This window comes from Hungatella hathewayi WAL-18680 (assembly GCF_000235505.1).
GTDB lineage: Bacteria > Bacillota > Clostridia > Lachnospirales > Lachnospiraceae > Hungatella_A > Hungatella_A hathewayi_A.
In genome coordinates this window covers 1,933,295-1,945,967 of sequence record NZ_JH379027.1, presented here as the reverse complement: position 1 = coordinate 1,945,967, position 12,673 = coordinate 1,933,295, and the positions used below count along the sequence as shown (strand labels likewise).

Annotated in this window: 13 protein-coding genes; 6 read left to right on the top strand and 7 right to left on the bottom strand. The window is 47.4% G+C overall.

The features are described 5' to 3' along the window. The 3 genes from HMPREF9473_RS08715 to HMPREF9473_RS08705 form a co-directional block, all read right to left on the bottom strand. A partial coding sequence (locus HMPREF9473_RS08715) for a carbohydrate ABC transporter permease (protein WP_006779719.1) occupies positions 1-954 on the bottom strand: 954 nt, incomplete at its 3' end. Further along, positions 944-1,819 (bottom strand): carbohydrate ABC transporter permease, encoded by an 876-nt coding sequence (locus HMPREF9473_RS08710; RefSeq protein ID WP_006779718.1) that lies wholly within the window; start codon positions 1,817-1,819, stop codon positions 944-946. The genes HMPREF9473_RS08710 and HMPREF9473_RS08715, both read right to left, overlap by 11 nt. A 223-nt stretch (positions 1,820-2,042) precedes the next feature. After that, on the bottom strand, positions 2,043-2,927 hold the full coding sequence (locus tag HMPREF9473_RS08705) for an AraC family transcriptional regulator (RefSeq protein ID WP_006779717.1): 885 nt from the start codon (positions 2,925-2,927) through the stop codon (positions 2,043-2,045). Between the two features lie 49 nt (positions 2,928-2,976). On the opposite strand from HMPREF9473_RS08705, the gene HMPREF9473_RS08700 reads away from it, so the two are divergent. From HMPREF9473_RS08700 to HMPREF9473_RS08685, 4 genes are read left to right on the top strand one after another with little or no spacing between them, the layout of a single operon-like run. Beyond that, positions 2,977-3,534 (top strand): hypothetical protein, encoded by a 558-nt coding sequence (locus HMPREF9473_RS08700; RefSeq protein WP_148552366.1) that lies wholly within the window; start codon positions 2,977-2,979, stop codon positions 3,532-3,534. Beyond that, on the top strand, positions 3,524-4,750 hold the full coding sequence (locus tag HMPREF9473_RS08695; protein ID WP_006779715.1) for an aminotransferase class V-fold PLP-dependent enzyme: 1,227 nt from the start codon (positions 3,524-3,526) through the stop codon (positions 4,748-4,750). The genes HMPREF9473_RS08700 and HMPREF9473_RS08695 overlap by 11 nt, the downstream gene beginning before the upstream one ends. Continuing rightward, positions 4,734-5,159 carry a SufE family protein gene (locus HMPREF9473_RS08690; protein ID WP_006779714.1) on the top strand — a complete coding sequence of 142 codons (426 nt, stop codon included), beginning with the start codon at positions 4,734-4,736 and terminating at the stop codon, positions 5,157-5,159. Before HMPREF9473_RS08695 ends, HMPREF9473_RS08690 begins: the two co-directional genes overlap by 17 nt. A 2-nt stretch (positions 5,160-5,161) precedes the next feature. Further along, positions 5,162-6,613: a hypothetical protein gene (locus HMPREF9473_RS08685; protein ID WP_006779713.1), complete on the top strand. Its 1,452-nt coding sequence runs from the start codon at positions 5,162-5,164 to the stop codon at positions 6,611-6,613. Positions 6,614-6,702: 89 nt separating this feature from the next. Here HMPREF9473_RS08685 and HMPREF9473_RS08680 read toward each other — a convergent pair whose 3' ends face one another. Together HMPREF9473_RS08680 and HMPREF9473_RS08675 are read right to left on the bottom strand one after the other, a co-directional pair. Beyond that, a complete protein-coding gene (locus HMPREF9473_RS08680; RefSeq protein ID WP_050810020.1) occupies positions 6,703-7,878 on the bottom strand; it encodes an AI-2E family transporter in 1,176 nt (391 codons plus the stop codon). Positions 7,879-7,889: 11 nt separating this feature from the next. Continuing rightward, on the bottom strand, positions 7,890-9,041 hold the full coding sequence (locus HMPREF9473_RS08675) for an alanyl-tRNA editing protein (protein ID WP_006779711.1): 1,152 nt from the start codon (positions 9,039-9,041) through the stop codon (positions 7,890-7,892). A gap of 153 nt (positions 9,042-9,194) precedes the next feature. Here HMPREF9473_RS08675 and HMPREF9473_RS08670 point away from each other — a divergent pair, with 153 nt between their 5' ends. Continuing rightward, the gene (locus HMPREF9473_RS08670) at positions 9,195-9,422 is read left to right on the top strand and encodes a hypothetical protein (protein WP_006779710.1); all 228 of its coding nucleotides are present in this window, start codon (positions 9,195-9,197) and stop codon (positions 9,420-9,422) included. Between the two features lie 82 nt (positions 9,423-9,504). Here the strand turns inward: HMPREF9473_RS08670 and HMPREF9473_RS26110 are convergent, their stop codons facing one another. Together HMPREF9473_RS26110 and HMPREF9473_RS08660 are read right to left on the bottom strand one after the other, a co-directional pair. Beyond that, the gene (locus HMPREF9473_RS26110; RefSeq protein WP_006779709.1) at positions 9,505-11,829 is read right to left on the bottom strand and encodes an N-acetylmuramoyl-L-alanine amidase family protein; all 2,325 of its coding nucleotides are present in this window, start codon (positions 11,827-11,829) and stop codon (positions 9,505-9,507) included. A 219-nt stretch (positions 11,830-12,048) separates the two neighbouring features. Continuing rightward, positions 12,049-12,240, bottom strand: a complete 192-nt coding sequence (locus tag HMPREF9473_RS08660; protein WP_034858150.1) for a hypothetical protein — start codon at positions 12,238-12,240, stop codon at positions 12,049-12,051. A gap of 155 nt (positions 12,241-12,395) precedes the next feature. Between HMPREF9473_RS08660 and HMPREF9473_RS08655 the strand changes: the two genes are divergently transcribed. Continuing rightward, positions 12,396-12,673: helix-turn-helix domain-containing protein (locus HMPREF9473_RS08655; protein WP_006779707.1), on the top strand; the 278-nt coding region annotated here is incomplete at its 3' end.

Here is a 12,673-nt window from a genome sequence, read left to right as displayed (position 1 = left end):
CCTTTTACAAACCGCTGCCTCTTCGTGTAGACTCCGGTTATCAGAAAGCGGTTGATATACTCTTCCGCAAACAGCGGATATTCTAAATAGTTCATCCCTCATCCTCCAGTATTCCTTTACTCCCTTGACGCCGCCGGCTGTCAGTCCTCCAATAATATATTTCTGCAGCGTCAAAAAAACAATAATGACCGGTATCATGGAAATTACCGACATCGCCAGAAGGCTGTTCCAATCCACCGAATACTCTCCCGAGTAATTGGCCAGTGCAAGCTGGATGGTGTACCTTGCCTTGCTGTTAATCACCAGTTTCGGCCAAAGATAGTCGTTCCAACGCCACATAAATGAAAAAATACACAAGACAGAAACCACAGGTTTCGCTAATGGAAGCATAATCCTCATAAAGATATTAAATTCCGATGCTCCATCAATACGGGCTGCCTCCATGTAGGCGTCCGGAATTCCCACATAATACTGCCTTACCAGAAAGACTGCTGTCGGGGAAGAAGCCGCCGGAATAATAAGCCCCCACAAGCTGTTATAAAGATTCGTCGCCACGATAACCTTAAAAATCGGTATCATAACTACTTCCAACGGAACCATCAATGTCGCCAGCACCATTCCAAACAAGATACCGGCTCCCTTAAACCTGTATTTGGCAAATGTATATCCGGCCATCACATTAAAACAGAGAGTCAGGAATGTGGTTGTGACACTGACAAACGCCGTGTTGATAAAATAACGGCCAAAATCCCCTTTCTGCATCGCGAGAATATAGTTGTCCAAAGATGGATGTTTTCCAAACAGGGACGGCGGCCACTGAAAAAGTTCTCCCGGACTCTTAAAGGAAGAACAGATTACCCAGATGATCGGCATCAAAAACACGAATACAAGGAATACCAGCAAAAGCCATTTTAAGCAAGTCAGACATGCTGCTTCCATCTTTTTATTCCACATCCTGCTCACCCCCTCGATTCACTTTAAACTGTACCGATGTAAAAAGCGATAATACCAGGAATAACACCATCGTCATGGCACTGGCATATCCCATCTGGCTCTTCTCAAAACCGGTCTCCTGTATCGTCTGCACCATAAACTTAGTTGCGCCCGCAGGACCTCCCTGGGTCAACGCAAAGACAAGGGGATAGGTTTTAATCACATTGATTGTGGATAGGACAATGACCAGTAAACTGGTGGGTTTTAACAGAGGAAGCGTAATATACCAGAACTGCTGCCAGGCCCCGCCTCCGTCAATCCTCGCCGCCTCGTAATAGGTCTGTGAGATTCCCTTAATCCCAGATACAAACATCACCATATAATAACCTGCCATACTCCATACGGTCACCAGAATAATGACCATCATCGCATGTTTCGCATCCGTCAGCCATTTTACCGGGGAACGCCCCATCAACGTGAGGAGGTAATTCACAACTCCGAAATCTTCCCCCAGCAAAAAGCGCCATGTCAATCCCACTACAATACTGGAGATCATGGTTGGCCAGTAAAAGACCGCCCGGAAAAAATTACTTCCTTTTATTTCTCCGGTCAGCAGCACCGCAAGTCCCAGCGCCGACACATAAATCAGAGGAACGGACCAGACAGTAAACAGAATCGTGTGGGCAAAAGATTCCCAAAATTTCTGATCTGCCGCCAGCTTTAAGTAATTCTGAAAACTAATAAATTTTTGTGGATTTACCCCATCCCACTTCGTAAGAGAAATCCATACACCGTTCAATGCCGGATAAAATAAAAACACACCGAATATCAACAAGGTAGGAGCCAGCATCAAATAGGGGAATACCTTACGTTCAAAATTTTTCATATATCTATCCTTCTCCTTTGCCATATGTTACATTTTTTCTTCTTTTTACCCTCCATTTATTGGTATTATAACCAAAAGAGTATTGTATTTTTTTGCAGATTGTACTTAGTTTTTGCGTTTTATTCGTTTTCTATCTGCCATCTTCTGTGAGTAACGGTACAAAAAATAAGAGGTCCGGAAGAGACGCGTTTAGAGTCTCCCTCCTTTTCCTCTCATCAAATGTCTAAATGATCTGTTTTTTTCGATACTGAATCGGGCTGGATCCCGTTCTGCTTTTGAATGCTCTGGAAAATGAACTGATATTCTGATATCCGACGGCCTGACTGATCATTTCAACGGAACACTCACTGTTAATTAACAAGTCTTTCGCCTTTGTAATCCGATATTCCGTAATATATTCGCTGACTGTCAACCCTGATATCTCTTTAAAAATATTGTATAGCTGTGTCTTGCCGATTAGAAACAGTTTGCAGACATCATCCATACTTAATTCTTCATTATAATGGCTTCCTACATAATCATAAATATCATAAACAATCTGGGCATGATTTTGATAAGTAATCGAATTGCGCGCTCCGTACTGCTCCAAAGACAGGTCATTGATCTGCAGCAGACATTCTCCAAGTAAAAACTTCATATGCATCTTTTTACTGCCCAAAGTCCCTTCATCTTCTCCATTGATATCACTGTACTCTATCATCTTATTTAACAGGTAAATAAATCCCTGCCAGCGTTCCTTCGGCACCGAAAGCACCACCGGCCGGTTATCAGCTCTGGGCAGGAAACATTCCAGAAGGTTCAATTCCGGTGTAGAAAAACCAGAGATATAACCCGGTGAAAAATAAATGACATAGCGGTCACAGACCCCTGACCCCTCCTGTACAAAATTATAATGGAGGTCCATTTGATTAAACAAAATAATTCCATTTTCCGGAACGTCTACCACGCCGGACTCAAACCTGCATTTTAAATTACCAGTCTGGGTAAATACCATCTCCAGTTGTTTATGCAAGTGAAAATTTCTCACTTCCAGTTTCTCCGTGACCTTATGCTTAATTGAAAATTCCCCCACCAATTTTTCCGTATATTGCGCATATGATTTATCCATGTTGTACCTCCCTGCTGTTTCCATTTATTGTACCATGAACAGCAGATTCGTGAAAGACCTCATTCCGCGTTTCTCATACAGCGGTAAAAATGCAAAAAAAGCAACACAAGCTGCAAAAAAATCATATCCGGAATTGTTTATAATGCGTGTAAAGGAAATCAAGGAGGGGGAAGTGGTGATGATTGTTGATGAACTAATCAGAAATAATGAAAAAGCTGCCTTACTGCTTAGTGAAATAAAAAATCTGCCCAGGGAACAGCTGACAGTAGAAAACCTGCTTCCCCTTCTGCGTCAGGTGGTTCAATTAAAATTGATGACAACCGATGATACGGTCACAGACCTAAAAAAATTGATTATTCAAAGCATCCGGCTTCAAGATATCAGGATGCAGAATCTGTCGAAAGAATTGATTCAACAGCAGCTGCAGAAACAGGACTGTCACCGCACCAGCCTTATCGCCCATAAAAAAGTTCTGCTGGTTCTCTTTCTGGAACAAGAACTTGGCGTGACTTTGAGCGACGATGAAGCGGTTGACGCCTGGACCATTGAAGAACTGGCGAAAGTCCTGGTTCTTCATCTGAAAGGAGAAGGTATCCATGGACATTGATGCGATCCGAAATCAATTCCCGATGTTTCGAAATAGGACTGAGCCATTGATCTATTTCGATAACGGGGCTACAACCCAGAAACCGCAGGCAGTCATAGACCGGCTGGTTCAATACTACTCCTGCGAAAATTCCAATATTCACCGTGGAAATTATCCTTTAAGCAATCGGGCATCCACTCTGTATGAGCATGCGAGAACCACGGTGCAGACTTGGCTGCACGCAAAATCCGCAGATGAAATCGTCTTCACCAAAGGCTGTACGGAATCCATCAATCTAGCTGCCGCATCCGCCTTCCGTTCCTTAATCGGGCCGGGGGACAATGTGATTGTTACGGAGCTGGAGCATTCCTCCAATTATTATCCCTGGCATTATCACTGTATGCAAAACCGTGTCGAACTTCGGACCGCAAAGGCCAATATGGATGGCAGTCTTCCTACGGAATCCGTACTGTCACTCATTGACCATAAGACAAAGTTGATTGCAATGACTGCCATGTCCAATGTAACCGGTTTCCGCCCGGACATCAAGCGGGTCATCTCAGAAGCCCATCGGCGGCAGATACCGGTTCTCATTGATGCAGCCCAGGAAATTGCCCATTATCCGGTATCCGTTACGGAGTGCGACTGTGATTTTCTCTGTTTCTCAGGCCACAAGGTATACGGGCCTATGGGAGTGGGCGTACTTTACGGAAAGCAGGAATGGCTGAATCAGATGGCCCCTTACCAATATGGCGGTGGGATGATTACCAAGCTGGAACAAGGGGAAATTTCCTACCGGACTGATTCCCGAAAATATGAAGCGGGAACGCAGAACTTAGGAGATGTACTCGGATTGGAGGCTGCTTTTCAATATCTTGACGGGCTTGATGTTAATCTTCTCTGGCAGCACGAGAAAGAGCTTTCCTGCTATCTCAGAGAATGTCTGGGCGGTATAAACGGAATCCATATCATTGGAAATCAGGGTTCTTCACCGGTTCTCTCTTTTGAAGCCGACCATTTAGGCGCTTATGACGTAGGAGTTTTACTGGCAAATGCAGGCATCAGCATCCGCTGCGGCTCCCACTGCGCCTATCCCCTGATGAAACGCATGGGGAAAGAAAGTATCTGCCGGATATCGCTGGCAGTCTACAATACGAAACAGGAAATAGATATTCTGGCCGACCGGCTGGAGACCATCTGCAAAAAAGGGCGGACAATCCATGACAAACACCAGTGAAGCAGTTAATATGTATACCCATCAGTTCACGGCCTTACAGGACGCTGGCTCCCAATGTGATTATCTGATCACATTGGGGCTTCAAAAATCTCCTGCCGGGCCAATCAAAACAGATTCAAACCGAATAAGCGGCTGCCGGACAGCAATCTGGATCAACGTGAAAGGGACGGAAAACTGCCTTCATTTCACCAGCGAGAGTGACTCTCTTCTTGTATGTGGGATTCTCGCCATTTACGAAGACCTCTATGATGGAAAATCCCAGGAGGAAATCTCAAGCAATCCTCCTGACTTTCTCGGATTCATATCCGATGAGGTCATTTATCCGGAAATCAAACAAAATGGGTTACTGAAATGCTACAAAATATTATGTACATTTCAAAAAATAAATCACAATAATAAAGGAGAATAGGTATGAAGTATGCAATGGATGTCAAGGTAAACGTAAAACCAGTTTTCAGCAACATGATTCACTCAGACTGGTGGGAGGGACCGTGCCGCGTCGGCCCAAGAGAAGAAGGGACTCCCGAGTACGAAAGAAGGGCCGGTAAGGAACAGTTTAAAATCTGGTATGAGGAATTAAAAGAGAATCTGGATTTGACGCGCTGTAACATGATGGAACCTGCTTATTTGGAATTTGGCGAAAGCTTCGTTGTGAAAGATGCCGAGTTCGAAAAATTAATGCCCGAGAACCATTTGGTAGACTTGTATTTGATAACCTATCGGATACCGGGAATCGAACGTCTGAAAAAGCCGGTCTCCATGATCGACCTTGGCCCGACTCCCCTTGATGTGGCAAGCTATTACCGCCAGATTGGACTTGACGCTTATATGGCCCATGACTATGAGGAATACAACAGGCTGCTCACTTATCTTCAGGTAAAAAAAGCCGTCGCCAACACCAAAATACTCATTCTGTCCAATACCGAACAGATTCCAACCTCTGTCAATACCGGCTGCTGGGACCTCGCTGGCTTATATAAACGGTATGGCATACGGAATAACCGGATTGATTTTCGTCAGGTATTCAATTACTTTGAGAAAGTCACCATTGACGATGATATCCACAGAGAGGCAAAACTCTTACTGGAACAGGCGGATAAGGCGGATACGACCGAAGAATATCTCTGCAATGATCTGCGGTATTTCCATGCGGTCCGAAATATGATGGAAGAATTTGAGTGCAATGCGTTCACGACTCCCTGCAAAGAACTTTGCGCCAGCCGTTTTCCCCAGCAGCACAAATTTGTTCCCTGTATGACCCACTCGCTTAACAAGGATGACCGGATTCCCTCCACCTGTGAGGAAGACCTGGCTGTCTGGATGGCTATGATGATGATGATGTATTTAACCCGCCAGAGTGTATATATGGGAAATCCTGTTCTCATTCCTGCCGAGACAAACGATCTGGGACATCTGGGCATGCAGAAACTGCTTCCCAAGTTAGGACGGACATTTGACCGCGATGTATTGGAGATTCACCACGCAGTCCCCGTGCGAAAAATGCGCGGTTACGACCAGCCGGAACAGAATTATGAACTGGGACATTTCACAACTCAGGGCTGGGGAACCCACTATCAGGTGAACATGGCTGAGGAAGACGGACAGACCGTGACCATGGGACGCTTTAACCGGGAAGGCACAAAAATGATAGTAGCCGTGGGACATACCCTGGGCTGTGAATTCCGTCCTGTCTACTGCAGTCCTGCTGTTTTCTACGATATCGAAGGTGGCGCCAGAGAATTCCGCCACGCTTTGGTAAAGGGCGGTTACGGCCATCATCAGGCCATCATTTACGGCAATCATGTCAAAGAACTTCAAGAGCTTGGAGAAATTGTGGGATTTGAGGTTGAGGTATTTCGCTAAATAATTGATAAAATTAACTAAGGGACTGCTAAAAAGAATACGCAGTCCCTTGCTTATTACTCATTATTTTTTTCAGAATATCTTTTAAATCAGTTTTTCTCTCCCGGCTTCTTCACTCTCGTCATCTGTTTCACCGGTCTCGCGGACGGCCGGTTTTTGTTCAGCCGCTCATTGACCTCCTGGCGGAGCAGAGAGTAGAACACGGAGCATAGGGGGATGAAGACCAGCATGCCCACCACGCCGAAGGCGCTGCCGCCCAGGGTGACAGCCACCAGAACCCAGATGGACGGGAGTCCCACGGAATTGCCAACCACGTGTGGGTAAATCAGGTTTCCCTCCACCTGCTGGAGCACCAGGAAGATGGCGACGAAGGTCACCGCGCTGACCGGATTGATCATCAGCATCAGGAAGGCGCCCACCACGCAGCCGATGAAGGCGCCGAAGATGGGAATCAGGGCCGTGAAAGCGATGAGGACTCCGATCAGCAGCGCGTAGGGCATCCGGAGGACGCTCAGGGTGATGAAGAACATCATGCCCAGAATCACCGCCTCCAGGCACTGGCCCGCCAGGAAGTTGGAGAAGGTCTTCTCCGCCAGAGCTGCGATCTCCATAGTCTTTGTGAAAACCGCCGCCGGCAGAAACGCCTTCATCAGCTTCTTCATCTGTCTCGCCAGATTCTCCTTCTGAAGCAGAATATAGATGGCGAAAATGAAGCCGATACCAAAGTTCACCACCCCGTTTGCGATGGAAAATGCCGCCGACAGCGTTCCGCTGAGCACCGTTCCGGCTCCGCTTGACAGAAAACTTATGGTATCCTCCATCACCTGTTTCCAGTCGACTTCAATGCCGTTAATATAATCCACAATCTCCGGATACTGGATAAACAGCTGCTCCGACTGGGCTTTGACCTCGTTTAAGAAGGCGGGAATGCTGCTCTGAAGCGTCATCACGGTCCGCACCAACTCGGGAACCACCACAAACGTCACAAGTCCCAGGACGCCGGCCACAGCCAGAAGGGTCAGACACAGGCTGACCGGCCGTCTGAATCTGCTCTTTCTTCCCGTCATCAAATGTTTTTCAATACTCCGCATCGGAACGTTGAGAATAAATGCAATGGCGGCTCCCATCAGGAAGGGGGACAACATCCCCAGCAGTCTTCCAAACAGCAGGATCAGCCGCTGGTAATTGATTCCCAGTATCACCACAACCACCGTAAACAAGATCAGCTTGCGGATTTTATTCATCGTTTCTCTGTTTAAGTCCATAGTTCTCTTTCTTATCCCCTTTCCCGGCAGGCATTCTCAACCTCCTGCCACGTGGTCTCCCAGGTACCCTGGGCCATCAGCGCGCTTCCGCCACCTTTTCCATGTAACCGCTCATTCATCTCCCGGCTCAAGGTCCGCATGTCCTCCACCGCGCTTCCCAGGGCGTACTGTATCCGGCCGTCATTTCCGGAACACACCAGCACCACGTCCCCCTTTTTCTGCTCATAGAGCAGGGTGCAGTAATTGCGAAGCTGAACCGGGGTCAGGCCCTCCTCGTACAGACATAGAAGACCGCTTCTTGCGGGCAGTTTCTCCGCCTTTGCCTGGAATAGCTGCTGATAGAGCTGGTTTATCTGATACTCTCTGTCAGCATTTTCCTGCTTGATCCGCGCCACGGCGTCCACGATGGCGTCCGGTTTGGCGGACAGCAGGTTGGATATCTTCGTCACCTGGGCCTGCTTTCTCTCGTAATCCTCAAGGGCCCTCATTCCACAGAGCATGGTCAGGCGGACGCCGCCTTTGTAGTTTATCATGCCAAGAACTTTGATGATGCCCACCTCTCCGGTTCTCTCCACATGGGTTCCACAGCAGGCGCAGGTGTCGCCGCCAGGTATCTCCACGATGCGGACCTGGCCGCTTAACTCCTTCTTGCTCCGGTAATCTATCTTATGTAATTCCTCTTCCGTCGGATAAAGCTGGTTCACCGGGAGATTCTCATATATCATCCGGTTGGCCTCCCGCTCCACCTCCTCCAACTGCTCCATGGTGAGGGGGCCGTTAAAATCTACCGTGACCTCATTTTCTCCCATGTGGAAGCCCACATTGTCGTAGCCGTAGTGGTGATGCACCAGTCCGGACAGCAGATGCTCTCCCGTGTGCTGCTGCATGTTGGAGTAACGCCTGTCCCAGTCAATCTCCCCTGTCACCTGGCTGCCAATATCCAAAGGCCCGTCCGTGTAGTGGAGAATCTCTCCATTTCGTTCGTGGACCTCCAGCACTCTCCTGCCGCCAAGGATTCCCGTGTCGGATGGCTGTCCGCCACCCTCAGGGTAGAAACCTGTCTGTTCCAACATTACCTCATAACCGTGTTTTCCCTGCTGGCAGCTGACTACCACGGAGTCAAAGCATTTCACATAAGGAGTTCTATAATATAATTTTTCCATGTTTTCCCACCTTTAATCCTCTGAATATCTGTTTATACACCATGATACCACAGATTCTCCAAATGAAATATTAAATCTTTGAAAATATTTGGAAACAGTGGCAAGCCACATCACATATGATGGAGTGTAAAGAAAATTATTGGAGGAACTAACATGAGTGATTTAGCGGCAACAAACTGTGGTTGTGGATGCGATTGCCAGACAGGAGGAAGTGGATGTAATATTATTTTCCTTATCCTCATCTTATGCTGCTGTGGCGGCTGGGGCAATGGATGCGGCGGCGGATGCAACAGCGGATGCGGCGGCGGCTTTGACTGCATCTGGATTATCCTGCTGTTATGCTGCTGTGGCGGCAATGGATTTGGCGGCGGATGCTGCTAGTACCTAGTAACAAAGAGGGAGCCATCCTTCCGGTGTAAGCCGGGGGGATGACTCCCTTTTTTTCAGTACTTCTTGTTTGGGTTTATTTTACCATCACGCCATCCGCATTGACGAAACGTCCGTCAATCCACTGGTTGGATAGCATGGCTCCCTGGATTCCGTCGGAAACCGGGTTTAAGTAGTACCACTTGTCGTTGACATTCTGCCATCCGGTCAGCATGACGCCTGACGGGGACAGGCAGAACCATCTCTGGCTGGTTTTGTCAAACTGCCAGCCAACCTGCATCACGCCCTCGGTGCTGCCTTTTTCCGGATTCAGATAATACCAGCAGTTGTTCCAGAAGAACCATCCGGTCTGCATGTAGGTATCTGCTCCGAAGTAATACCACAGATTGTTAATTTTACCCCACTTGTTGGCGGCGTAGGAACCGTCGGACTGTTTAAATCTCCATCCCTTGCCGTCCTGCTGCCAGGTTCCGGTGAGATTACCGTTTGCCAGCCTGGAGGAGGAACTGCCTCCACTGCTGCTTGAGGAGCCGGAGTGGGTTGGTTTGTTGGTTGTACTGCCAAAACCTTTGATTAAAGGAGTATAGAACATATTGGTATCAGGGTCCTTGAATACCGCTGCCGCGCTGACAACGCCTGAAATTTTGCTATTGTCAACCAGTTTTCGATTACCCGCGTCCGTGTACCAGTCAGCAAATACATATTTATCACCAAAAAATCCCAGCTCCGGATACCACGTGTCATCCGCTTCACAAAATTCTTTAAATGAAGTTCCTGCCGGCAGGAATGCACTGGTTCCAACATCATTATATGCGTATTTACTGCTGTCTCCCTCAACTCTTCCCAGCCATATCTGGTAGTTAACAAAAGAGCCCACTCCTATACTTATCAGATTAGTAAATGTCTTATCTTCATATACAAATTCCACCAGTACTCTGTAAATCCCGTAATCCAATTCTTCCTTGCTGGTCAGCACTCCATCCGATGATAATTCAAACAAATCATTGTCATAATAACCATAGTTTATTTCCGGAAATGCCCAATCAGAAACATTTACTTTTGTCTCACTTCCTCTTAGTATTGCCACAAGTTTATTGGATGTTTTTGCCGGTTTTCCATAAAGATTATTTTCTGTATCTGCGTAGGGCCTTCCGGCCGTTTTATCCCCCTCCTCTTCAAACAGGGGAGTAATTACCGTTTTCTGTGCAGTGATATTATAGTTCTCCCCTTCGAGATATTTATTGGAAACCCCATCTTCCTTGATGACAAAGCCATTGGATACAGCGCCTTCAAGTTCTCTGGATTCCAAAAATATATTAGTTCCTTCCTGTATTTTGATAGTTTCACCTATGGGCAGATACGTTTGTCTATCTATCCCATCCCCAAATGTACTGCTGAATACAATACCGTAGCCGCCTACTACATTTTCCAGAGTCACGTCTACCATTCTGTTAACCACAGCAATAATGACCGGGCTGAAATCCTTTAATGTGAAGGTAATATTCTGGATTACTCCTGTTCTGTAATTACGCTCATAGGTGGGAGTGATAATCTCCGTCTTCTTGCCAAAATGAATGATTACAATTGATTTGTCAAGTGTTTTTTCGGCAAAGTCATTGGGAAGGTCAATACTCACACTCACTCCGTTTCCGGTATACCCCGGCACATCCATATCAACCTGCAGCGTATTTTCTGCAGCGATATTGGTGTATTCCTCAGCGTTCTTCAATGCCTTCACCAGATCGTCCGTTCCTTTGCGCTCTGCTTTTTCCAGCTTTTCCACCTTCAGCGTCTGGTTCTTTCCAAGTCCCGCAACCGTCACGGCAGCATCTGCCAAATCGGAATCTGAAGCAGGTATTGTTTCTTTCAGCCATCCGGCATAAAGCTTCATTCCGCTCTCCGAAATCTCAACTCCTTCCCAAGGAATTGACAACTTGGAACCTGCATCATGTTCCTTCGTCAGCCAAATTGGCTGGCTCAAATAATCGTCCCCATCCGGCGTCTCCAGTTCAATCCCTTCGGCAGACAACCAGTTGTCGATGGTATCCTCAAACAGATAGAAGTTTCCATCCGGACTGGCCTCCACAGCCATTTTTACATGATCGGTTTCTGTCGGCGTGGCTTCCGGCGGTGATGCAACCGGTGGTGACGCTACTGGCGGTGATGCAACCGGCGGCGACGCGACCGGTGGTGACGCTACTGGCGGCGTCGCTATCGGCACATCCGGCTCCTCTGCCGGAATCACAAACTTGCCGCCACCAGCGTACAGCGTGACATAGACATAATCCTGTCCCGCTTCTCCCGTCAGTTCATCCGCCAGAGAGACAATCCCCGACGACGAAGCCGTCATGACAAAGGCCAGCGCCAGGGCGGCGGCCCTCTTTATTTGCTTTCTATGCATATCACAATTTCCTCCTCTTACCTCATTCGCTGTTCCCGGCCTGAATGCATGCTTCCCTCAATTTTGCATTCTCACGGCGCCGCTTTCCGGTTTTCAGCCTATGAATCCAATCCTTTTCTCACTCCTGCCCCTTTCCTTCGTATTTTATTATCAACAGGCAGTCCCCGTCCGGCGCCGTTTACCAGGTTCCGCCCGATAATAAGCCAAGAATCACCTGTACTATGCCAGCCGGCTGGTAGATGGCTTTTCCTGCCTGTCCGCTGTCTGTTCCCGCTTCATGCACTCTCTTGTAAATGCCATCCCCTTTGCGGTCATCAGAAGCGAATCCAGATATTCCGGCGCAAGTCCCGATGCGTGGTCCATGATTTCATCCAGCACCCGGTTCTGGGTTATTCCATTATTCTTTGTCAATGACATTTCCCCCTTTGTGATTGCTTTATAAATGAATTATAACACCGTCGTAATTCATCGTCAATGAAATATATTTTTCATTTTTTCACTAATAATGCATTTTATCATTGACAATGCAGAAAAAACTGATTATACTGATTTTGAGGTGAACAGATATGAATACATTAGGGGAACGTTTACGTTTTGCACGAAAAAAAAGGGGCTATACGCAGGACTCGCTGGCCGAGGTCATCGGGGTGTCCAGAGGCGTTATCTACAATCTGGAGAAAAACAAGACGGAGCCGCAGATGATTGTCATCAACGCCATCTGCCAGACGCTGAATATCAACCGGGACTGGCTGCTCTATGGGCGGGATGAGATGGAGGACCGCAGCGAGCTGTCAAAAAGCGCCAGAATCCTGGCCGAGCTCTATGACGTGGCGAAGGATTTGTC